Raw genomic sequence first — 23,433 nt, 5'->3', positions numbered from 1 at the left:
TGTAGCACTGTCTCTAAAAGCTAAAAAAGGCTCTGAAAGTCAAGTAAATTAACATAATCAACTACACAATAAGTGTGGTTAATATGTCACTTTTAAATTACCTTATAAGGTGGAATGGGATTATTGGCCTCTGCAAATCTAGTCTTCAAGAACATTAATGTAGTTCAAACTTGAAGAATTATGGTATTAGTTTGATTAGGGATAATATAATGAATTTTAAGAATATAACAATAGCAGGTAGTGGTGTATTAGGCTACCAAATTGCATTTCAAACAGCTTTTCATGGCTTTAACTTAAACGTTTAGGCAGGACACTATGGAAAAAATGGTCAGGCTATCATCGCCGAAGTTTGGTCGAAACTAAGATGCATTGCATCAAATTATTGGGGGATAAACTCAGTTCGAGAAACTTTCGAAGCCAAGTCAATGAGATGCATGCACGTGTAGCAGTATTAAATAAATTCACAGAGTTAGGCCGACCTCACACCCAAGTTACCACTTAAATTTGAGTCGCTTAGGGGATTTCTATGTGTTAAATTTTTGTGCAACAAAGCCATTTAATGGCTGGATAGCTACAGTACAAGCTCTATATCCCTAAAACAACTTGATATGGTTTAAATCCTTCTAGTACAGCTTCGGAAACGAGGTTGATAAATGGTTCAGTTTTTCCATAAGCCATCCACTGATCCAAAGCTTCATAGTAAGCCAATCGATTTTCAACTGTAATCACACAAGGCGGATAGCCAGCTTTTAATAATTCAAGATTCATCAAAAGACGTGATGTGCGTCCATTGCCATCAATGAACGGATGAATACCCACAAAATCAGCATGTACTTTGGCCGCACGTTCAATTGGATGAAGCTTATGTGCTTCTGATTTGTACCAATCAACTAGCTGAGCCATTTTATCATTCAACAGTGTATAGTCGGGTGGGGTAGTCGTAGCACCTGAAATCAATACGTTTTGTTGACGATAACGTCCTGCATTGTCATCATCAATATTTTTTAGAATGAGTTGATGGATATTACGAATTTGCCATTCAGAAAAAGGCTCTTCTTTTCTAATAATATCTTCAACGTAATAAATGGCATTTCTATGGTTAATTGCCTCGAAGTGTTCTCTTAATGCCTTCCCACCGACAGTTATACCTTCTAATACGACTTTAGTTTCTAAAAGAGTAAGCGTATTTCCTTCAATAGCATTGGAATGATAAGTCCATCGTACAATAAGGTCTTCTTGTAAATTTTTTACTATTGCTGGTGATAGGGGACGATGCTGATCTAATTTTTTCTTTAAAGCATCAATATTTTCAAACATAACCTTATCTCTGATATTGTACTATTGAATGATACATGAAAAAAATAAATATAAAAAAGCAATGTTATAACATAATATTTTTATTGGGTTATAAGGATGTTAAAATCAGTACACCATTTCAAATCCTGAATTAGTATTTGAACAAGATTTATAAGTGATTCAATACACTAAATCTGACGTGGGTCAAAATTGGGTCAATGAATTTTTTTATTCAATAAAATGGTTTTAAAATTAGTGAGTTAGGTTTTGAGTTCAATTGACCCCACCTCCACCAAAATTCTTTTTATAAATCAGCCGCTTATTTAATTGGCTTTTTTATTGCCTAAATTTTATAAGCGATTTAAAAAATCAAATCAAAACTAGAGCGAATACGCTCAATCAATAAATGCTTCGACTCTGACAAATGGGTATTTTTACGTACCATCAATTGGGTTTGAGCCGTGTTGCACAGTTCGGAATCAATAGTTAAGGCAACGGCCTGACCTTCTTTAACTGCATCTGCGATATCTGCATAGCGCATGGCGGAAATCCCATGTCCAGCCACCACATAATTTTTTAAGGCATAAATAGAATTGGTGGTCAGGCTAATATTCAGGTTCACTTGTAAGCGCACCATTTCACTGTCGAGTAGCTGACGAAAACCATGCCCCACAGGCATTAAGGCAAATTTATAGGCTGAAATTTCAGATAGGCAAATGCGATGCTTGAGCTTGGCAAGAGGATGATCGGCAGGAACAGCTAGAATAAAAGGTTCTGTTTTATGGGCAATGGTGCTGATGTCTGTATGAAATGGGGGTTATACGCAAGTCCAATATGCGCTAGGCTGTCCACGATATGTCGTACTACATGCTGGGCACTCATTAATTCTAACTGGATTTCAAGATTTGGATATTTATGGTGCACATGTCGAAGTACATCATAAATCATGTGTTGCATATAACTTTCACTTGAAACAATGTTCACTTTGCCAAGTTGAGAAGATTGCAGCTGAAATAAACTGTCAAATAATTCATTTTCACGATTCTTATTTTCCTTAAAATACTCAAGTACCAGATAGGCGGCTTCAGTCGGAATAATATGCCGCCCCTTACGTTTGAACAGGTTTATTTTTAGTTCAGATTCAAAGAGTTGAATTTGTCGGCTCATGGCGGACTGTTTAATATTCAGGATATCTGCCGCTTTGCGCATCGAACCGAACATCATCACCGTATAGAAATAACGCAAACGCTTTTCATTGATTCCGTTCAGTGGCGCAAGGAATTGCAAGTTTCTGTCCATAAAAACTCTGATGCCTTAAAAGCATCAGTATGCCGAATAAATTACATTGTTATCAAGTCAGGAGCATGCTTACATGGATTTTGAACAATAAGAAGATCTAGATAAAAAGGAGTTTTAGATGGATTTAATGACCTCCCGTCAACAACGGTTAGACCAGATTTACAAGAAAGTAAGCTGGCGGCTACTGCCATTTTTATTGCTGTGTTATTTCTTTGCTTATCTGGACCGGATCAATATCGGATTTGCCAAGTTGCAAATGCAACAGGAGCTGGGCTTTAACGATGCAATTTATGGCATGGCAGCCGGCATATTCTTTTTAGGTTATGTGCTGTTTGAAGTGCCGACCAACCTGTATTTTGAAAAAGTCGGCGCCAGAAAAACCATTACCCGTATCATGATTTTGTGGGGCCTGACCTCCATGTCGATGCTGTTTGTCACCACCCCACAAATGTTTTATATCTTGCGCTTTTTGTTGGGTGTATTCGAAGCCGGTTTTGCCCCGGGCATGATTTTCTATCTGACCTATTGGTATTCCGGTGCACGCATGGCACGTGTGATGGCGATTGTTATGCTGGCTGGGCCGCTCGCTGGCATGTTAGGTGCGCCGTTATCGACGCAAATTATGAGTACTTTCCATCAGATTTATAATCTTTCTGGCTGGCAATGGTTATTTTTATTAGAAGCTGTGCCAACCGTGCTATTGGGTTGCGTAGCGTACTTTTATTTAACCGATCATCCTTCACAAGCAAAATGGCTGTCTCAAGAGGACAAAGCCTTATTGGTGAAAGAAATTTCCCAACATCAGTCTGCCACTGGTCATAGTAATTTTAAAGCGGTATTAAAGGATCCCTGGATTTATTTCATGGCCTTGGCCTACTTCACCATTATCTGTGGGATCTATGCGATTGGCTTCTGGCTACCATCTTTACTGAAGTCGGGCGGTATCCAAAATTTGCAGATGATTGGTTGGCTGGTGGCGATTCCATATTTATGCGGTGCAATTTTCATGATCATTTTTGCCCGCAGCTCGGACAAATGGCAGGAACGGAAATGGCATTGTGTAGTGCCGACGGTATTGGCCTGAGTCAGCTTGATGTTGTCGGTGATCAGTGCGAATTTCCTGCTGTCCTTTATTGCGATCTGTACCGCAACGGCCTTTATGTTTAGTGCCTATACCATTTTCTGGTCAATTCCATCGAAATACTTAAGCGGTAGTGCGGCAGCAGGCGGAATTGCCCTGATTAACAATATCGGATTACTCGGTGGTTTTGTCAGTCCAAATATTATGGGCATGGCACAGTCAATGACCGGTTCCATGCTGGCAGGCTGGTTCACGATTGCTGTGATCATGATGCTCGGTGGCGCTTTCCTGATTTATGCCTTCAGACTGAAAAAGCAAGTTGTTCCCGAGCAAGTAACACGCGCTGCCTTAATTGTCGATAAATAATCAATACGTAGCATAGGAAGGATTCAGGATATGAAGAAAATCATCATTGCGAGCTTTCAACATGAAACCAATACCTTTGCCCCGACCAAAGCAAGCTACGCCGATTTTGTCCAGGGTGGGGGATTTCCGCCGCTTAGCCGCGGCGCAGATATCCTGAAGTTTCGGGAACAGAACATTCCGATTGGTGGTTTTATTCAACAAGCGGAACAATTCGGGTATCAACTTTTACCGGTGATCTGGGCGGGCACTTCACCTTCAGCGCATGTAGAGCAGGACACTTACCAGCGGATCTGTGATGAAATTATTGCAAGCATCCAGCAGCATCCGGCAGATGCGGTGTATCTGGATCTGCATGGTGCTATGGTCAGTGAACAGGTGGATGATGGTGAAGGCGAATTGTTAAGACGGGTTCGTGAAGCAGTTGGGCCGGATATTCCGGTAATTGCCAGTCTGGATTTCCATGCCAATGTCACGCAAGCGATGTTTGCCCATAGTGATGTGCTGATTTGCTATCGGACCTATCCGCATGTAGATATGGCTCAAACCGGACAACGCTGTGCCCAACTGCTGGATCAAATATTCCGGGGTAAAAAGCTGCACAAGAAAATGTATAAGCTGCCGTTTTTGATTGCGCTGAATGCACAATGTACCGAGCTGGAACCTACCCAGTCTTGTATGAGTTTACTTGAACAGCTAGAGCAAAATAATTCTGTCCAGATGAATTTCACGCCGGGTTTTCCGGCAGCAGATTTTGCCGAATGTGGCGGTTGTATCTGGGGCTATAGTGAAAACGTTATGCAGTTAGATCAGGCTATGCAAGGCTATATCGCCCATGTGCTGCAACAAGAAGCGCATTGGAATATAGATTTCTTATCACCAGATCATGCCGTGCTGCAGGCACTTCAACTTTATCAACAGCATCATTCGACCAGACCCGTGGTGATTGCAGATACTCAGGATAATCCGGGAGCCGGTGGTGATTCGAATACGACCGGGATGCTATCGGCGCTACATCGGCATCAGGTTAAAAATGCACTGATTGGCCTCATCGTAGATCCCGTGGTAGTACGGCAAGCCTATCAGCTTGAACTTGGTCAGTATTTTTATGCGAAACTGGGTGGAACATCAGGTATTGCGGGGGATGCTCTATTTAGCGCTGAATTTAAAATCAAAGCCTATAGCGATGGGAAATTCAGCTATGGCGGGCCCATGATGCATGGCGTCGAGGCGGATATCGGCCCGAGTGTATTACTGGAAATAGATGGTATTGAAATTGCAGTCAGTTCCTACAAAGCCCAGTTGCTCGATCGTAATATGTTTAGAATTTTTGGTGTTGTGCCTCAAGATAAATCGATCATCGTGGTGAAAAGCTCGGTACATTTTCGTGCAGATTTTCAGGACATGGCTGCTGCCATTTTGGTCGCGAAAGCGCCTGGTGCCATGAAAGCAGACCCGAATGATCTGCCTTGGCAAAAGATTGATCCTGATAGACGACTCGTGCCGATGGGCAAAAGTCTGGCGCAACGTGATCAGCCATTGCGTCGTACGGTCTAACATTTAACTAATATCCAATTAACACCCAAGCGATTGAACAGGCGAGCTCTATCATGATCTAGCCTGTTTTTTAATGAAAGCTCCCATTCCTTGAACTCAAGAGAAATTTAATACAATTTTCTGTTACCTGATCCCGTGTCTGGATCTGTTATTGATTAAATTCACTGACACCGACTTAAGCTAGCTCATAAAAGTGGACAGGAACTCAACATTCTTTTCAAACTCAATAAAATACCTATAATTCCAATTAGAAACTTGTTGTAAATTAAACCTTAGGGGAAAAAATAAATACAGTTTTGACTTTCTTATTTTAAATTAGACGAATCAACCGGAGATTTTCATTGCGCGCTGCCCGCTATAAAATTTTGCTCATTATCGTATTGCTACTGGCAGTAGGGTTTGCTCTATTTCGCTGGTGGCAGGGGCCAGTGGTGCCCAGTTATACGCTGAGTGCCATGCCGCTAGTACAAAATGTTGTTGCGACCGGACGTGTTGCGACAGTATCACGTGCCCAGGTAGGCAGTGAAATTAGTGCTGTGGTTCTGCAACGTCTGGTGCAGGAAGGCGATCAGGTTAAACCGGGTGATCTGCTAGTGGTATTGAAGTCGGATGAATTGCTGGCCCAAGTCAGACAGGCTGAGCTGGCATTGACTGAATTGGCAAGCAGCCGACGGCCACAGGCTGCAGCAGAACTGGCCAGTGCCAAAGCCCAGTTGGAGCAGGCCAGCCGAGAAGCAGCACGTAGACGTAATGCAGAAGCCGGCATCCTGTCGAGGGAAGAAGTCGAACAGGCTGTGGAAGCGGAACGAGTCGCGCGCAATAATTATGAGACAGCCCGGGTAAAAGCAACAGCATTGGCTGCGGGTCAAGTCGAAGAAGCATTGCTTCGGGAACAGCTGGCGGTGGCACAGGCTCAACTGGCCAAAACTAAGATTCGGGCTGCAGTCGCCGGTACAGTGCTGACACGCGATGTCGAACCGGGTGATCTGGTTCAGCCAGGACAGACTTTATTTACCATTGCATTAACGGGGAACACAGAAATCCGGGTACCCCTGGATGAGCGGAATTTACCGCAACTGGCCTTACAGCAAAATGCTACCGTGATTAGCGATGCCTATCCGGATCAGTCTTTCCCGGCCCGGATTAACTTTATTGCACCAAGTATCGACCCACAGCGAGGTACGGTAGAAGTCAGACTTACTGTCAATCCCGTGCCAGATTTTCTGCGTCAGGACATGACGGTATCGGTGAATGTCGAGACGGCCAAACGAGCACGGGCTCTGGCTATTCCGAATGATGCTTTAAGCAGTATCAAGGGAGATAAAGCCGTGGTCTTAATGGTACGTGATGGAAAAATACAGCGTCAGCAGATTACTTTGGGCTTGCGTGGCCTGGCCATGTCAGAAGTGAAATCCGGGTTGAGCGAGGGTGATCAGGTGTTGGTAGATGCCGAATCTTCATTGGAGGATGGCACCAGAGTTCGCTTAAAACCACACCAGAGTTCATTACAGAATTCTGCTGATATGGCCAATAGTAAAAATGAATTACCGGTGAACTTCGATTGAAAAATTTATTCGGGCGGCTCTGGATCGAATGGAAAATCGCGGTCAGTTTTTTGCGCGAGGGTCGCGCGCAGTCCATCATGATCACCATCGGGGTTGCCGTGGGCGTAGCGGTGATCGTCTTTATCACTGCGTTGATTCAGGGGCTGCAAGCCAATATTGTTGAACGAACCTTAGGTACACAGGCTCATATTCGTCTGCTGTCACCGGATGAAGTCAACCGGATTGTGTCACCTCCCGCCGGAACAGTGCAATTATTGCAGGAAGACAAACGGGCACAGCGCCTGCGTTCGATTAACAATTGGCAACAGATTACCGAAACACTAGACCAGTTGCCTGTACTGACCTCCGTCTCGCCGGTGGTGTCGGGGCCAGCTTTTGTACAACGTGGTGATGCGATCGAATCAGTGGCCTTGGTCGGGATGAATTTAGAACGTTATCAGCAGATCATTCCATTAAAAGAATATTTAATCAGTGGCCAGTTGCGGGTCGGCGCGGATGATGTACTGATTGGCAGTCAATTGGCCAAAGACCTCGGTGTTCAGGTCGGCAGCAAGTTGCGACTCGATACTGGCCAACAGAACAGTGCCTTGGTGAATATTGCCGGTATCTTTGAGCTGGGCGTGCGCGAACTGGATGCGCGTTATGTTTATCTGGATCTCAAGCAGGCGCAGTCCTTACTCGGCCTGCCAGGCGGAGTAACAGTCATTGATCTGACCATTGCCAATATTTTTGAAGCAGACCAGGTTGCAGCACAAGTCGGACGCCTGACCTCATTAAAAGCCGAAAGCTGGATTGAAACCAATGCCCAACTGATGAATGCCATTACTGCACAAAGCCTGTCCACCAATATGATTATTGTCTTTGTCGCAATTTCGGTGGCTTTCGGGATTGCCAGCGTCATGTCCGTCAGTGTGGTGCAGCGCACCCGGGAAATTGGTATTTTGCGGGCGACGGGTGCAACCCAATCGCAAATCCTGAGAGTTTTTCTGTTTCAGGGTGCAATCTTTGGCTTGCTCGGTTCAGTGCTGGGCAGCATAGTCAGTTATGGTCTGGTATGGGTATTTAATAATTTTGGGCCGGGATTATTCTATATTCCAATTTCGATTGAACTGGTGATATTGGCACTATTGTTGGCCACATTAACAGGCGTACTGGCGGCAGCAGTGCCATCACGTCGGGCCGCGGCACTCGATCCGGTGGAGGCGATTCGTCATGTCTGAGCAATCTCAGGAAGTTCTGCGTCTGGAAGCGCTGCGAAAATCTTATAATATTGGCCAGCCCAATGAAGTGGAGGTCTTGCATGGCATTGACCTGCGCATTGATCGCAACGACTTTGCTGCACTCATTGGCCCTTCCGGTTCTGGTAAAAGTACCTTATTAAATATTCTGGGACTGCTAGATAAACCAACGAGTGGCGAGCTGTATTTGTTGGGACAACCTACCAGTGCGATGGATGACACCGATCGTACAGCGCTTCGCGGTAACAGCATCGGGTTTGTATTTCAGTTTCACCATCTGATTCAGGCCTTTAGTGCACTGGATAATATTCTCATGCCTTTAATGATGGCGCATGGCAAACCGAATCAGCAGGCAATGCAACGTGCACGTGATTTATTGACGGCAGTAGGGCTGGAAAAATTTGCTGAACGTAAACCGAATGAATTATCTGGAGGGCAGCAGCAGCGGGTGGCGATTGCCCGGGCCTTGATTACTGAGCCGGCATTATTATTGGCCGATGAACCGACAGGTAATCTGGATACCCAGACCGCGGCTGATATGTTTGAACTGTTTCGTAAAGTGCATCGTGAACGCGACTGCGCCGTACTTTTGGTCACGCATGATCCGCGCCTGTCCGCTACTTGTGATCGTACCATCAATCTGGTCGATGGCCGGATTGAAATTGATTCGAGCAATTCTCCTCAAGATTAAGCTGTACTGTAAGGAGCCAGGAGGGCTAATTTTTTGAAGCGATCGAAAAGATATTTCAGATTTATAGCTTTCAAAAAATGATAGCCATATATGAGATTGAAATAATCTGTAAACAATCTGTTTGTTAAAAAAGGATGTAGGCGATTGCCTACATCCTTAAATTTTGACGGTTTAATTTTAATGATTCTGTTTTTTAGCTTGATCTAACCATTGAGCACCGGTAAATCATATCTAATCAAAGCGTCAGGATGAAGCCGAACTTTAATGGCACTACCGCAAGTTTCCGCTTCATCCTGTGGGTAGCCTGCTCTCAAAGATTTGATCCGGTTTTATTATTCCAGATTACTTCTCAGCATCCAGGCAGTTTTTTCGTGTACTTCCAGTCTTTGCGTGAGAATGTCAGCAGTCGGCTGATCATTGGCTTCTTCAATGATCGAAAAAATACTTCTGGCGGTACGTGCCACAGTTTCATGTGCATCTACCAGTAAACGTATCATTTCTTCAGCTTTAGGTACACCTTCGACTTCTTTAATGGAGGTGAGTTTTACAAACTGTTTATAAGTGCCGGGTGCTGCAAAACCTAGAGCACGAATACGTTCAGCAATGATGTCCAACGCATTCCATTGCTCGGTATATTGAGTCATAAACATGTTGTGCAGGCTGTTGAACTGGGGGCCGGTGACATTCCAGTGGAAATTATGGGTCATCAAATACAGGGTATAACTGTCTGCTAAAAGTCTGGATAAACCATCGACAATTTTGGCGCGATCATCATGCGAAATCCCGATATCAATTTTCATTGCTTTAGATTCTTTTTTAGAAGAGGCCATGCTCTTACTCCTTCAAAATTAACGCGATACTGTGTATTAAAATAAAGTCGGATGTATCTGAAGCCCGAGCCAAGAGATGAAATGATCTCTATGACTTTGTATTTGATCTAACAGGCTAAGAGATTTAAGTGGTTATAAGTTATAGATATTAGTTCAATATAAAGGCAGGAAGTTTAGTCATTATGTATAAGCAGGACGCGAGATTGTAACTATTTAAATCTGTCAAATTTTGACTATACTTCAGCGGTAGCACGTTAATTTCTCATAGCAAATTGAACTTCTAAAAAGTCCTAATCATTTCAGGATTGAAACATCGTTTTGGGTTATGACGCTTATTTGTGAGCAAGATCACATATCACCATACTGAATCTTTATTTCGAAATATCTCTGTGAAATTTTAATATTTTATTTTAAATAAATAACTTAGATAAAAATTTAAATCATAAATAAACCCGAAATTTATAAAAAATAACACAATGCTGCCTTAATTAAACAAGGCACTACAAACAATAATAAATCTCTTTCTCAAATGCAGTTATGTTAGGACACAGGCGAAACCAATAACAATATTCCCAGAAGAGCAAAAATGCTTCGAGTCAGCATATTCAGAAGAAATGTGAGGCTGATACAGGATCGGCTGTAGCAGATTGACTTGCGGGATGATTTTGATTCGGTAAGCCATGCAATATATAAGCTCAAGCGACTTTGAGATAGACCAAAAATATCTGAACTAAACTCAAGCTCAGCAAGGAATACATCATGAAAATTAAGGCCAATAGCCCCGCGACTGGTAAAGACGGTTTAGACAAACAAAATACCAATAAAAAAAGTGAACAGCTCGACGCATATCGCAGTGATGCGACCGAACAGGCACTCACTACCAATCAAGGGGTTAAAATTTCCGATAACCAGAACAGTCTCAAGGCAGGCGTTCGCGGTGCGACCTTGATCGAAGATTTTATTCTCCGGGAAAAAATTACCCATTTTGACCATGAGCGAATTCCAGAACGTATTGTGCATGCCCGTGGTGTCGGCGCACATGGCTATTTTGAGGCTTATCCGGGTAATGAAAAACTGACCAAGGCAGGCTTCCTGACCAATACCAATGTGCAAACGCCAGTATTTGTGCGTTTTTCTACCGTACAGGGCCCGCGTGGTTCAGCAGATACGGTACGTGATATTCGTGGTTTTGCGACCAAGTTTTATACGGATGAAGGTAACTTTGATCTAGTGGCAAATGATGCGCCGGTATTCTTTATTCAGGATGGGATCAAGTTCCCGGATTTTGTACATGCGGTTAAGCCTGAACCTCAGACCGAGATTCCTACCGGTGCATCTGCACATGATACTTTCTGGGATTTTGTTTCTTTAGTGCCTGAATCTGCACATGCGGTGATGTGGGCCATGTCGGATCGGGGTATTCCGCGTAATTTAAGAGCCATTCAAGGCTTTGGTGTACATACTTTCCGTTTTATCAATGCCGAGAATAAAGCGGTTTTTGTTAAATTCCACTGGACGCCAAAACAGGGTCTAGCCCAACTGGTCTGGGATGAAGCACAAAAACTGGCGGGTAAAGATCCGGATTTCCATCGTCGTGACTTATATGAAGCGATTGCCTCCGGTAACTATCCGGAATGGGAACTGGGTGTACAGGTCGTTCCAGAAGAAGATGAAATGAAGTACGACTTCGACTTGCTGGATCCGACCAAAATTATTCCGGAAGAACTGGTGCCGGTGACACCGATTGGCAGAATGGTACTGAACCGTAATGTTGATTATTTCTTCGGTGAAACCGAGCAGGTAGCATTCTGTCCGGGACATATTGTGCCAGGACTGGATTTTACCAATGATCCATTATTACAAGCACGTCTGTTTTCCTATACCGATACCCAGCTTAGCCGTTTAGGTGGTCCAAATTTCCACCAGATTCCAATCAACAAGCCGGTTTGTCCATTCCACAATAACCAGCGTGATGGTTTACATCAGCGTATTGTACATACTGGTCAAGCCAGTTATGAGCCGAACTCGATTGACAATAACTGGCCGGCTGAAACCCCGCCAGCAGCACAAGGCGGTGGTTTTGAAAGCTATCAGGAACGTATTGATGGACACAAGATCCGTCAGCGTAGCGAATCATTCAGTGATCACTTTAGTCAGCCTCGTCTTTTCTATCGCAGCCAGACGCCGCATGAGCAAAAGCATATTGTCGATGCCTATGTCTTCGAGCTGAGCAAGGTGGAGCGCAAATATATTCGTGAACGTGAAGTACTTGAAGTGCTCTGCAATATCGATCTGGACTTGGCACAGCAGGTTGCTGACCAATTGGGTATTGAAATTCCGGCAGAGAAAAAGGCGGCAAAATTGCCAGAGGTGCAGGTTTCACCACGTTTATCTTTTGAGGCATTTAAACCTGAAGATATTAAGGCACGCAAAATTGCGCTATTGGTGCACGACAAGGCCAATGAGGCCAGTATCAAAGCTGTTCAAGCTTGGGCAGAATCAGAAGGGGCTGTGGTCGATGTACTGACCCCAAAACCGGGCCCGGTACTGGGTCAGCAAGGCGAGGTGATTCCTTCCGATGGTATGCAAAAAGCAGAACCATCCATTGCCTATGATGCCGTGGTGATTGCTGACGGTGATAATTACGATGTGGTAATGAAAGACGGTGTGGCGACTCATTATCTGCTGGAAGCCTACAAGCATTTAAAACCGATTGTGTTCCTGGGCGATAAAGGCAAGCTGATTGAGGATCTGCGCTTGGTTAGCGATGAAGGAACTCTGGCAAACGGACAGTTTGAAGCAGTACAAGATAGCTTCAAGACTTTGATCCTGAACCATCGTGTCTGGGCGCGTGAAGCGATTGCGGAAGCAATTCCTGCCTAAACGATCCAATTTATGTTAGAGGATAGAGGCTCCGGCTTCTATCCTCATGGTTTCAAAATGGATGAAGAGATGGTGAGACCGGACGTCAAAAAGTTGTTAGCACAAGCACAGCAAGCCAAATGGAGCAGAGAACAGGACATTTATCTCATTGAACATAATCATTTGCCTTTAGCTGAACTAATGCAGCAACTCTGTTTCAATGAAGAAGAGATTAATGCACGGCGTAAGGTACTAGGGCTGACCACACGTTTAAAACAAATGCGCAAGCTTTCTCATTAACTGACTTTAAAAACACAACAACATTATCCGTATTTTATGAGGAACCGCATGCATGAACCTCGGTTCAATATTACAAAGATTTGAAAATTCTCCTCTGGAGCTACAAGAAAAAATTCAGCACACTTTAATGGAACTGGTGGCGATTTCCGAACAGGTGCCTTATCCCGCTTCCGGAGCGACCTTAAAACGCTGGCAGATACTCAGCCAGGTTTCAGCCAGCAATCTGAGTCTGGGTAAACTCTATGAATCGCATTTAGATGCTTTAGCTATTCTGCATGAACTGAATATTCCGGTAGAACAAAAAGGCTTATGGGCAGTATGGGCAGCAGAAGGTGGCCCCAAACCTTTAACATTGCAAGCAGGAAAGCTAAGCGGAATTAAGCCTTGGTGTTCTGCATCGGTCTGGGTGCAACACGGTCTGCTGACTCACCGTGATGAGCAGCAATATTCACAATTACTGATTCTAGATTTGTCGCAAGAAGGCATTCAGCATCATCAGGATGCCTGGCAGGCAGTGGGCATGCAGCATACCTTGACTGCCCGGCTGGAACTGGATCATGTTGAGGTGGAAAAAGTCGCAGCTCCAAATGCCTATCTGGATCGGCCCGGATTCTGGCATGGCGCCGCAGGTGTGGCCGCGTGCTGGTATGGCGCAACCGTGCGTTTGGCTGAATATTTAAGACAGGCAGTATTGTTAAAACCGCATGCCTATAAGGCCATGTATCTCGGTGAAATTAGTCGGGAGCTTTTAGCGACACAGTCCTTATTTTATCAAGTTGCTGCATTGATTGATCAGCAACCGCAACACGCACATGAGTTAAAGATTCGTAGCCTACGTGCTCAGGTGGAAGCGACTGCCTTAAATGTACTAACTCATGTAGGTAAGGCACTTGGTGCTGGGCCGTATTGTGAGCATCCGCATTTCGCTCGGCTTGCAGCAGATCTTCCGGTATTTATTCGTCAAAGTCATGCTGCATTTGACTTGGAGCGGATTGGCGAGCTGACTGCACAGGAGGAACAATTATGGACGTTATAAGACATGAGATTGTAGGGGATCGTGTCATCCATGGTGAAGGCACAAGACTTGAAGAATGGCGTTCCTGTCAGATCCTGCAACAGATGCCGGAATTTGATATTCCTAAGGTTATTCCTCTAGATGCCAGAGTCTGCATCATTGCCCCTCATCCTGATGATGAAATTTTGGGCTGTGGAGGCCTGATTCAGCGTCTGGACAAACTTGGCTATCAGATCATACTTTTTGCCGTTACCAATGGGACAGCCAGTCATCCCGGCTCTAGTCTGTATACTCCCGAAGAGTTGAACCAGATTCGTCCTGCTGAAACGCGAGCAGCTTTAGAAGAGTTACCTTTAAAACAGAATATCTTGCGGATCGCTTTAGATATTCAAGATGGCAAGGTGGCCGAACAGCGGGATGTGTTGCAACAGCATCTGCAATCTTATCTGCAACCGAATGATGTGTTAATTAGCACATTTGTTCATGATGGACATCCAGATCATGAAATTACGGGGCAGGTCACACAGCAGCTGGCCACTGAACTTCATTTGCCCTGTATTCAGGTCTTGATTTGGGCATGGCATTGGGCAACACCTGGAGATACCAGAATTCCCTGGACCGTCGCTCATCAACTCAAATTAACTGAGGAAGAATTACAATATAAGTCTCGAGCTGCGCGGTGTTTTAAGAGCCAGATCGAGCTTGACCCTACTATTGAACAATCACCGATTCTGCCAGAGCAGGCATTGCAACGTATTTTACAGCCCTGGGAGGTGTATCTGTATGAACAGTAAAGCAGCCTATGATCAGGAATATTTCGATGCGTTATATGCACTGAATCAGGGAGATCCCTGGCAATATGAACAGCGTTGGTATGAACAGCGCAAACGGCAGATTTGTCTGGCGGTCTTGCCGAGCTTGCAATTTGACTCTGCGATTGAAATTGGTTGCAGTAACGGCATCTTCAGTCAGGAACTGGCACAGCGGACAAATAGCTTAATGTGTCTGGATGCCAATGATACTGCGATCCAGTTAGCGCAGCAGCGTTTACAAGATTATTCACATGTGCAGGTGTTACAGCGTGTCGTGCCAGATGACTTGCCCAAACAGAAATTTCAGCTCATTGTCGTCAGTGAGATTTTATATTATCTGAACCCGATTGCTCTGCAACAGGTGCTGACATGGTTGCATACTGCACTGGAACCGGGCGGATGTATCTTGAGTTGTCATTGGCGCGCGCCAATCTCGGGATTTAGCCTAAATGGTGAAGATGTCCATCAGTATCTCAAAGCGCATTTAAACTATTCCCATCGTTTAAGTTTGCAGGATTCCGATTTTTTGATAGATCTCTGGCTGAATTCAGCGCAATCCGTAGCAGAGCAGGAGGGCTTAAGATGAAAAAAATCGGTGTGGTGATTCCGGCCTGTAATGAAGAAGCCTATATTGAACGCTGTCTGTTAGCCTTAAAATCAGCACAAACTTATTTTTTTCAATATTTTAAAACAATAGAAAATCTTCCTGAAATCCAGATTCTTGTGGTTCTGGACCATTGTACCGATAGCACCGCACTTAAAGTTCAGCAAATGGGTATTCCAGCCATCAGTTGCGACTTCCGGAATGTGGGCAAGGCACGCCATTTGGGGATTCAGCAGATGATCGAGCAGGGCTGTGACTGGATTTGCTGTACCGATGCCGATTCATTCGTACAGTGTGACTGGTTTCAGATGATGTTACAGCATCAACCCACCGATGCGATTTGTGGTGTGGTCGAGCTGGATCAATGGGATCATTTAAGCCGGAAAACCCGTCAGGCTTATCTCCGACATTATCAGGACAGCATGGGACATCGGCATGTTCATGGCGCAAACCTGTGTTTTAAAGCTTCGGCTTATATACAGGTCAATGGGTTTCAGCAACTGGACTGTCATGAAGATGTCGATTTCATCCGTCGTTTAGAAAAAGCTGACGCGCAGATTGTCTGGTCGAATCAGCTGAGAGTCACCACTAGCAGTCGTCTTAGCTCAAAAATTGCTGCAGGTTTTGCACATTTTCTACAAAAACTTGAGCTTAAGCAGGCCGCGAAAAAACCGATCAGCCTATGCAAATAAAAGCATAAAACTATAAATTTTATACAATCAGATACTTGTAAAAAATCTTAAAATTAGTGTCTAAAAACTATTCCATTTAAATTTATTCTGTTTATAATTCACGCAAATTCAGCCCCGCAAACTTATACATTCTAGCTATAAGTCTGTGGGGTTTTTCTATGGATGATCGGTAATGGATGCCTGAGCCTTCTTTTTTGGTAATACAATGTTCAATCAAACACTGCTTTCTCGAATTCAGTCTCCATCACCATATCTATGGCAGAAAATAGCGACTGCGTTATGCTTCTTTAGCTTGGGCTTTAGTACTGCGGCTTGGGCACCCTTAATTCCATATGCACAGCAGCGCCTGTTATTAAATCATGCTGATTTTGGCCTGTTATTGCTGTGTGCCGGGATTGGTTCAATGTTGGCGATGCCACTGGCCGGCCGACTGGCCAATGCCTTAGGTTGCCGTACTGTTTTAGCCGTAATTCTCAGTGCATTTTTGTTCATTCTGCCTGCTCTGGCTTATAGTCCGAATCATTTAATGATGGCCATCAGCCTGTTTTTCTTTGGTGCCAGTGCCGGGGCTTTGGGCGTGACTGTCAATATTCAGGCTGCACAGATTGAGAAAAAACTCGGTAAAAGTTTAATGTCGGGTTTTCATGGGGTGTGTAGTTTAGGTGGTCTGGCAGGCGTACTGGGCATGACCATGTTAATGGGTTTTGGCTTGGCGCCTTTAACTGGTGCGGTGATTGTCAGTGTGATTTTGCTGCTTATTGCCTTATTTGCTGTTCCTTTGAGCTTGGGCGCTGAGCCAAAAACGGCGGTAGAAGAAACATCATCAGAACAACCTGCGAAAAAAGCAGCACCGACCTGGGCAATTTTAGGTATTGGTCTGATCTGTTTTGTGGCTTTCCTTTCGGAAGGTGCAGCTATGGACTGGAGTGGTATTTATCTTGCTACTGAGTTCAGCCTGCCTGCGGCGCAAACCGGTCTGGCTTATAGTTTCTTTGCTGGTTTGATGGTACTGGGGCGTTTTAGTGGACACCTGATTATTCAGCAGTTTGGTGAAAAAAATACGATTCTGTTAAGCGCACTCTTGGCTGCAACCGGTTTATTAACCGTAGTCTTTGCGCCAGTCTGGCAAGTGGTGTTGGTCGGCTATGCGATTTTAGGTTTAGGTAGTGCCAACATTGTACCGCTGATGTTTTCCCGTGCAGGACGTCAGAAAACTTTGGCTTCACATGTGGCATTGTCTTATGTATCGGTATTTGCTTATACAGGTTCGTTGATTGGGCCAGCATTGGTCGGCTTCGGCAGTGAAATCATCGGATTGAGCTTAGTATTTAGCGTCATTGCGATTGGTCTATTGAGTATTGTGATTTTGAATCATCTCACTGCAGACCCAAGCGAAGTACAACAAAGCGAAGAGATTGTGGCTCCTCTTCAAAACGAAACACCAGCTTAATGCTGGTGTTTTTTTTTACTTAAAAATTTAGGCATGCATACTGAACTGGTTTGAAACTCCTGCAGCCACCGGACGATAGATCCGCAAGCTTTGTGAGTTTTTCAGGTCAGTAATAAACTGATCACGCCAGCGAATAATATCGAAATTTTTCAAGCCTTGGCTTAAATAACGATAGCGCTCTAAACGTTCTGATTTAGACATGCGCAGCGCCTTCTTCAAAGCTTTAGCCATACTGTCATGCTCATAAGGATCGACCAGTAAGGCTTCTTTCATTTGTTCAGCAGCACCGGCATATTTAGATAGAATCAAGACACCCGGATCTAAAGGATCCTGTGCAGCAATATATTCCTTGGCGACCAGATTCATACCATCCCGGATCGAATTTACCCAGCAAATATCTGCCTTACGATATAGTTGCATCAATGCCTCATGGCCCAAAGTATCATAGCTGCAATCGAAAGGTAACCAGTCCGCTGTGCCATGCTGGCTATTGAGTTCATGCACGGCAGATTTAAATTGCGTATACAGGTTCTTATAGGTTTTTACATCCAGTCGGCATGGGCAGGCAATTTGTAATTGCTGGAATTGATTTTTAAACTCCGGTTGATCTTCCAGCAAGCTCTGCAACGATCCGATTTTCTCCAATAAGCCTTTACTATAATCAATCCGGTCAACTGAAATGATGGTTTTATAAGGCTGCACTGTCTCCAGATCAAAGGGAAGCTTTTCCAGATGACTATCTGAGGCCTGATTCTGTAGTTGCACAGGATGCACACCAATCGGATAGCATTTCACATGAATCTTTCGAGATTGATAATTCAGGATTTCATTGTGACGATGCTGCACTTTTAAGGTTTGTTCAAGGAAATTTAAACAGTTTTCCTGATCGCGAGAGGTCTGTAAACCCAGTACATCGTAGTTGGCCAAATGATGTGCCAGATCGCGATGGGCGGCTAAAGTCTGCCAGAGCCTTAGTTCAGGAAAGGGAATATGCAGGAAAAAGCCAATACGGTTACGCATGCCCAGTTTACGGCAATAATGCGCCACGCTTAAAAAATGATAATCATGGATCCAGATAATATCATGTGGAGATGCTACCTGTTTCAGGTGCTTGGCAAAGCGTAAATTGACATCCTGATAGATCTTAAAATCCTGCGGCTGATAATCTACAAGTTGATGCTGATCGTGCATCAGTGGCCATAATGCATTGTTGGCAAAACCACAATAAAAACCTTGATATTGGGATTCAGTCAATGGACTCGTGTGATATTCAACATTTTGATGCTTCAGGATTTGAAACTTCTGCTCTTTCATCTGGTCAACTCGGGATCCATTCCAGCCAACCCAGATACCGCCTATATCCTGCAAAGCATCCTGCAATGCCACCGCTAATCCACCTGCCTGTGTATTGTCTGACTTAGGTAGATTTACACGATTTGATAACACTATGAGTTTCGACATGTAATTTCTCCAATAATAATTGTTGTTGTGCTTTCAATATTTCTAAGAATTCCGCTAGAAAAGCCTGTACTTGAGTCACGTTTTCGAGGCGATGTTGTGCCACGGTGTTGCCTGTACCGACTTTGATAGAGCAGCCTTTGAATGTGTTGATGACTTGAAAACCGGCTTCGTCGGTCAGGTCATCTCCGATAAAAATGGGGTAATGATCACTTAAGTGATATTGCTGAATGATTTGTTGGATGGCTGAACCTTTATTTGCACCTTTGGGCACCAGTTCAAATACAAACTTTCCAGCCTTAAGTTCAAAATCCTGAAAATGAGTAAGACAATTCAAGGCAAATGCATGCACTTGATGCTCTAAATAGGGATGTTCACGAAAATGCAGGGCGACTGAATAGTCTTTAATTTCTATTCGAGTCTGAGGAATATTATTACTATGTTCTGTAATATAATTTTTTAATAATTCAAACTGTTCAGGATTTAAATCAATTAACTTGCTTAAACGCGATTGATAGCTTAATTCCAGACCGTGAGAACCGGCAATATTCCAGTCAAATGGATAAATAATTTTTTGGGCTTGTGCAATTGAGCGACCGGTCACTAATATTAGCTGAATATATTGTTGTAACTCTTTTAAGGTATTTAAGGTTCCGCTCTTAATTATACTTTTTGCTGGATCTGGGTGGAATTCAGAAATGGTTCCATCAATATCAAGAAATAAAACAAGTTTGTGAGAATAAATGATAGGTTTGAGCTGATTTAAAATCACTTGAGGTAATATATAAGAAGATGTAGCAAGTGAATCTTCTAGGTCTTGATCTTCTTTTAGAGTCGACATAAATACTACCTAAGCCTCTGAAGTTAAATTGATTTAAAAGTTAGAATTACCTGAATGGTCATTGCTTTGATTAAATTTATAACATATTTCATTTAACAGACTGGCTTTAAGTGCAGAAACGAAACACTTTTAACAAGTACAGTTACTTTGTAAGATTTAGAAATATTTTGGTAGAAATCCAGTATTGTTAATAAATTTTAAAAATAAATTATGAGGATTTTATATTTTAAGATTTTCTTGGATTGATTGTTTTTCAGGATTTTACATAATAAGATTTATTATTTAATCTTTATTTTTGAATGTGTATTTTGTAATTAATTTTTCAGAATATAGTATTTATTATTAATTTGTATTTTATTTTTTAAATATATGGGGAGATGTAATTTTGAGATCTTTTTAAATAGAATAATCTAAATAAATTTATAAATCAGGTATATATAATTAAAATATTTAACTTAAGTTTATGAAAATTAATAATTTTTAAAATTAGCTAAGCTGTCTTAAAAGAAAAAATACTAATATTGGCTAGAGGGAAATTTCGTATTATCAAATTTTCTTGGGACCAATTGCAGAGCTATACAATTTAAACAGCCTCTTAATTTAGCATCTCAGATTATTTTTTAATTCTTATTGATAAATTTTATCAGAGGATAAAAAATCGAAGAAAGATGAACGCCAGTTCTATGACTAAACTCTGAAAATAACTTGAATATTCTTTTTTTGAATCGAAGCGTAGGTATTAGATGAAGTTGAGCTAAACAGAGAGAAGAGATGTAAAGGTGTCATCGCAAGGACAGAGTAGATACAAAAGACCGAAAACAGATCATTAGTGATCTTACATAGGTTACAAAACTAAATGATGTTTCAATTAAACAGAATTTTTTGCTCAAATGGATATGAGCCAATTTAAAATCAGTAAATGATGACAGAAGAGGAAAGAAATAATTTTTTGAAAAAATAATAAAAGAGCAATCAAAGTGGAGAAAAGCTAAGGGTCGTATCCTATAAGTTAAGAAACCCAACTCAGATACAACCCATCTATTTGCATAAGAGAAAAATACTCAGATTTCTCGCCACACTTCATTTTCGTCTTTTAGAGGAATGGTAAAGTTAAAATCATCATCATTACTGACCAGAAGACTGGTTGGAGTCTGCATCACCACTTTCAAAACAGTACCTGCTTCAAAAATAATAGGGTCGCAGTTTTCTTTTTGTAGAGTCACCGGTTTAAGTAATTCAATTACTGAACTTTCCATAGTTTTTTCCAAAATAAGATTACTTTTCGATAATTAAATCATAGCATGATTTTTGAAAATTTAACTGTTTCTTCAAAAACTGAGAACTTGATCAATGACTTATTCAAATAGGGAGAGGTGCTCTATTTAGATAAAAGATACCTAGAAGACATGCAGTATGCCTGATTTTCATCCTATACTCGCAGTGCTCAGAAGCATGAAGTTCTTTTACATAAACCCGACAGATAACAAGCATAAAAAAGTCTATCAAAATAACGAAAGGTCAAAAACATGATGATTTTTCTGTTTTTTGATATCGCTCGGCTGAATGATAAAAATCGAGAATATAAGGAAAATCATAACGCAGAGCTGAATGATAAAAATAAGTTTCTATAGACTCGATATCTTTCTATCCTTTTTTACACTAAATTGAAAATTAATGCTTTATAACAGTAAAAATCTAAAATAAGAATAAACTATGCGTCATTTGAATGACCAAGAGATATAAGGAGAATTGGGTCGGCATGTTTAAGTCATTTTTCCCGCAACCCGTCTGGTTTTTTAGCAGCCTGATTTTGTGGTTTATCATTAATCTTGTGCTTTGGCATAGTGGCGGATCAGGATGGGGAACCTATCTGGGTTTTCCTGAAGGTTATTTTGATGAAAAGCTTACAATCGGTATCGGGCGTTTCTGGTCAGCTCAATTTATCTGGTTCTATCTCTGGTATTTCATTGCAACTACGATATTTGCGCTGTTCTGGCAATGGAAAGCCAGACACCGATGGCAGCGCTGGTCGGTCTGGGGCTCGGCATTTATTCTGTTTAATATCTGGTTCGGGGTACAGGTCAATGTCGTATTAAACGAATGGTATAGCCCGTTTTATGATCAGATTCAACAAATGCTCACTAAGGGTGGTGGGGATGTTTCATTGCTGTATCAAGGCGCATTAACCTTTATTTATATTGCGATGGTTTATGTCACTTTAGCGGTATTTAACCTGTTTTTTGTCAGCCATTATGTCTTCCGCTGGCGTACCGCGATGAATGATTATTACACCGCACATTGGGAGCAGTTACGTCATATTGAAGGTGCATCACAACGTATCCAGGAAGATACCATGCGCTTTGCCAAAACCACGGAGCAGTTAAGTGTTTCCTTGATCGAAGCGCTGATGTTGCTGATGGCATTCCTGCCGATCTTATATCAGCTCTCTAGTCATGTGAAAGTTTTACCGATTGTAGGGGAAATACCGCATGCTTTAATGTGGGCCTCGATCGGCTGGGCGGTATTGGGTACGGTCATTTTAATGGTCGTGGGAATGAAATTGCCCGGACTGGAGTTCAATAACCAGAAAGTTGAGGCAGCCTATCGTAAAGAGCTGGTCTATGGCGAAGACTATGCTGATCGCGCACATCCGCTGACATTACAAGAACTGTTTAGCCGGGTACGCTGGAATTATTTCCGGTTGTATTTTCACTATGCTTATTTCAACATGGTTCGGATCTGGTACTTGCAGTTAGACAATATTTACGGATTATTTATTCTGTTTCCAAGTATTGCAGCAGGGGCAATTACTCTTGGTTTGATGATGCAAATCCTGAATGTATTTGGCAAAGTACGGGAATCTTTCCAGTATCTGATTCTGTCTTGGCCGACGATTATTGAACTGATGTCGATCTATAAACGGTTGAAAGCATTTGAATCACATATTGATTAATTTTTTCTCATATTATTATCCTGCTTTATTAGCCAAACAGTTTTAGGTTTGGCTTTTTTTAGGGCGAGTTAATTTACAAAATCCAATGGAAAATATCGATCTGACCGTTGGTCAGATGACTTGGGTAAATCGTGTCAGAACCTCCCAATATTGGGGTATTCAGATATTTTTTTCTTGTCTAAAATCCTAAGGGCCAGCCAAGATGGCGTTTAATTTCCGGTGGTTTGACGTATAAAAATAACAAATGTACGTTGAGGAAATTATTCTTATGCTGATCTTGTTCAGGCAATGTTATAGCGGATAAAAGGTAAATTTATTACCCATTATAATAAAGGTCTGTAGCGTTCCCTGAATAAGCCGCCGGAGAAGGACTCACCGCCTTCTTCGGTTTTTTATGTGTTTTTTCTATCTTTTTCTTGAGTCCTGAATGAAATTGTTTGTTATTTGATCTGGCTTAAAAATGATACTTGTGTCAATTTTTATCACATGAAGCTTGGCATAATCAGCAAAGTTGAGGCTGATATGT

21 protein-coding genes and 1 pseudogene are annotated in these 23,433 nt (G+C 42.5%); 15 read left to right on the top strand and 7 right to left on the bottom strand.

What is annotated here, in order from left to right:
• Positions 1-292: 292 nt before the first annotated feature.
• Positions 293-502 (top strand): annotated as a pseudogene (locus tag AC13CK_RS11210) (IS5/IS1182 family transposase); the annotation flags it as partial.
• A gap of 83 nt (positions 503-585) precedes the next feature.
• On the opposite strand, the gene AC13CK_RS11205 reads toward AC13CK_RS11210, so the two are convergent.
• The 3 genes from AC13CK_RS11205 to AC13CK_RS11195 all read right to left on the bottom strand — a co-directional run bounded on the left by AC13CK_RS11205 (position 586) and on the right by AC13CK_RS11195 (position 2,595).
• Positions 586-1,317 carry a Fic family protein gene (locus AC13CK_RS11205; protein ID WP_144724339.1) on the bottom strand — a complete coding sequence of 244 codons (732 nt, stop codon included), beginning with the start codon at positions 1,315-1,317 and terminating at the stop codon, positions 586-588.
• A gap of 340 nt (positions 1,318-1,657) precedes the next feature.
• Positions 1,658-2,062 (bottom strand): LysR substrate-binding domain-containing protein, encoded by a 405-nt coding sequence (locus AC13CK_RS11200; protein ID WP_482831225.1) that lies wholly within the window; start codon positions 2,060-2,062, stop codon positions 1,658-1,660.
• Positions 2,056-2,595: a LysR family transcriptional regulator gene (locus AC13CK_RS11195; RefSeq protein WP_425879619.1), complete on the bottom strand. Its 540-nt coding sequence runs from the start codon at positions 2,593-2,595 to the stop codon at positions 2,056-2,058. Before AC13CK_RS11195 ends, AC13CK_RS11200 begins: the two co-directional genes overlap by 7 nt.
• Positions 2,596-2,713: 118 nt before the next feature.
• Between AC13CK_RS11195 and AC13CK_RS11190 the strand changes: the two genes are divergently transcribed.
• From AC13CK_RS11190 to AC13CK_RS11165, 6 genes are all read left to right on the top strand, one after another.
• The gene (locus AC13CK_RS11190) at positions 2,714-3,679 is read left to right on the top strand and encodes an MFS transporter (RefSeq protein WP_425879621.1); all 966 of its coding nucleotides are present in this window, start codon (positions 2,714-2,716) and stop codon (positions 3,677-3,679) included.
• Positions 3,680-3,688: 9 nt separating this feature from the next.
• On the top strand, positions 3,689-4,042 hold the full coding sequence (locus AC13CK_RS11185; protein ID WP_253174447.1) for an MFS transporter: 354 nt from the start codon (positions 3,689-3,691) through the stop codon (positions 4,040-4,042).
• Positions 4,043-4,072: 30 nt separating this feature from the next.
• On the top strand, positions 4,073-5,596 hold the full coding sequence (locus AC13CK_RS11180) for a M81 family metallopeptidase (protein WP_425879624.1): 1,524 nt from the start codon (positions 4,073-4,075) through the stop codon (positions 5,594-5,596).
• A gap of 341 nt (positions 5,597-5,937) precedes the next feature.
• Entirely contained in the window at positions 5,938-7,161 is a 1,224-nt protein-coding gene (locus AC13CK_RS11175) for an efflux RND transporter periplasmic adaptor subunit (protein WP_425879626.1), read from the top strand.
• Positions 7,158-8,381 (top strand): ABC transporter permease, encoded by a 1,224-nt coding sequence (locus tag AC13CK_RS11170; protein WP_004646197.1) that lies wholly within the window; start codon positions 7,158-7,160, stop codon positions 8,379-8,381. Before AC13CK_RS11175 ends, AC13CK_RS11170 begins: the two co-directional genes overlap by 4 nt.
• Entirely contained in the window at positions 8,374-9,090 is a 717-nt protein-coding gene (locus AC13CK_RS11165) for an ABC transporter ATP-binding protein (protein ID WP_482831200.1), read from the top strand. Before AC13CK_RS11170 ends, AC13CK_RS11165 begins: the two co-directional genes overlap by 8 nt.
• A gap of 332 nt (positions 9,091-9,422) precedes the next feature.
• Here AC13CK_RS11165 and AC13CK_RS11160 read toward each other — a convergent pair whose 3' ends face one another.
• A complete protein-coding gene (locus tag AC13CK_RS11160; RefSeq protein ID WP_180037591.1) occupies positions 9,423-9,920 on the bottom strand; it encodes a Dps family protein in 498 nt (165 codons plus the stop codon).
• A gap of 759 nt (positions 9,921-10,679) precedes the next feature.
• Here AC13CK_RS11160 and katE point away from each other — a divergent pair.
• The 7 genes from katE to AC13CK_RS11125 all read left to right on the top strand — a co-directional run bounded on the left by katE (position 10,680) and on the right by AC13CK_RS11125 (position 17,655).
• Positions 10,680-12,803 (top strand): catalase HPII, encoded by a 2,124-nt coding sequence (gene katE, locus AC13CK_RS11155; RefSeq protein ID WP_425879631.1) that lies wholly within the window; start codon positions 10,680-10,682, stop codon positions 12,801-12,803.
• Between the two features lie 69 nt (positions 12,804-12,872).
• Entirely contained in the window at positions 12,873-13,082 is a 210-nt protein-coding gene (locus tag AC13CK_RS11150; protein ID WP_004730408.1) for a hypothetical protein, read from the top strand.
• A gap of 52 nt (positions 13,083-13,134) precedes the next feature.
• Complete coding sequence (locus tag AC13CK_RS11145) at positions 13,135-14,118, top strand: hypothetical protein (RefSeq protein ID WP_005247036.1); 984 nt, start codon at positions 13,135-13,137, stop codon at positions 14,116-14,118.
• Positions 14,106-14,891: a PIG-L deacetylase family protein gene (locus tag AC13CK_RS11140; protein WP_425879633.1), complete on the top strand. Its 786-nt coding sequence runs from the start codon at positions 14,106-14,108 to the stop codon at positions 14,889-14,891. The genes AC13CK_RS11145 and AC13CK_RS11140 overlap by 13 nt, the downstream gene beginning before the upstream one ends.
• Positions 14,881-15,495 carry a class I SAM-dependent DNA methyltransferase gene (locus tag AC13CK_RS11135; protein WP_425879635.1) on the top strand — a complete coding sequence of 205 codons (615 nt, stop codon included), beginning with the start codon at positions 14,881-14,883 and terminating at the stop codon, positions 15,493-15,495. Before AC13CK_RS11140 ends, AC13CK_RS11135 begins: the two co-directional genes overlap by 11 nt.
• Positions 15,492-16,205 (top strand): glycosyltransferase family 2 protein, encoded by a 714-nt coding sequence (locus AC13CK_RS11130; RefSeq protein ID WP_184413582.1) that lies wholly within the window; start codon positions 15,492-15,494, stop codon positions 16,203-16,205. The genes AC13CK_RS11135 and AC13CK_RS11130 overlap by 4 nt, the downstream gene beginning before the upstream one ends.
• A 205-nt stretch (positions 16,206-16,410) precedes the next feature.
• Entirely contained in the window at positions 16,411-17,655 is a 1,245-nt protein-coding gene (locus tag AC13CK_RS11125) for an MFS transporter (protein ID WP_155861838.1), read from the top strand.
• Positions 17,656-17,682: 27 nt separating this feature from the next.
• Here the strand turns inward: AC13CK_RS11125 and AC13CK_RS11120 are convergent, their stop codons facing one another.
• From AC13CK_RS11120 to AC13CK_RS11110, 3 genes are all read right to left on the bottom strand, one after another.
• A complete protein-coding gene (locus AC13CK_RS11120; RefSeq protein ID WP_425879638.1) occupies positions 17,683-19,116 on the bottom strand; it encodes a trehalose-6-phosphate synthase in 1,434 nt (477 codons plus the stop codon).
• On the bottom strand, positions 19,073-19,954 hold the full coding sequence (gene otsB, locus AC13CK_RS11115) for a trehalose-phosphatase (RefSeq protein WP_425879640.1): 882 nt from the start codon (positions 19,952-19,954) through the stop codon (positions 19,073-19,075). Before otsB ends, AC13CK_RS11120 begins: the two co-directional genes overlap by 44 nt.
• 1,061 nt (positions 19,955-21,015) lie before the next feature.
• The gene (locus tag AC13CK_RS11110; RefSeq protein WP_004730396.1) at positions 21,016-21,210 is read right to left on the bottom strand and encodes a hypothetical protein; all 195 of its coding nucleotides are present in this window, start codon (positions 21,208-21,210) and stop codon (positions 21,016-21,018) included.
• A gap of 503 nt (positions 21,211-21,713) precedes the next feature.
• Here AC13CK_RS11110 and sbmA point away from each other — a divergent pair.
• Entirely contained in the window at positions 21,714-22,907 is a 1,194-nt protein-coding gene (sbmA, locus tag AC13CK_RS11105) for a peptide antibiotic transporter SbmA (protein ID WP_004730392.1), read from the top strand.
• The last annotated feature ends 526 nt before the right edge of the window (positions 22,908-23,433 follow it).

The organism is Acinetobacter sp. L-24 (assembly GCF_056857555.1).
Note: the sequence above shows the minus strand (reverse complement) of the source record. Positions and strands in the feature narration are given on the sequence as shown.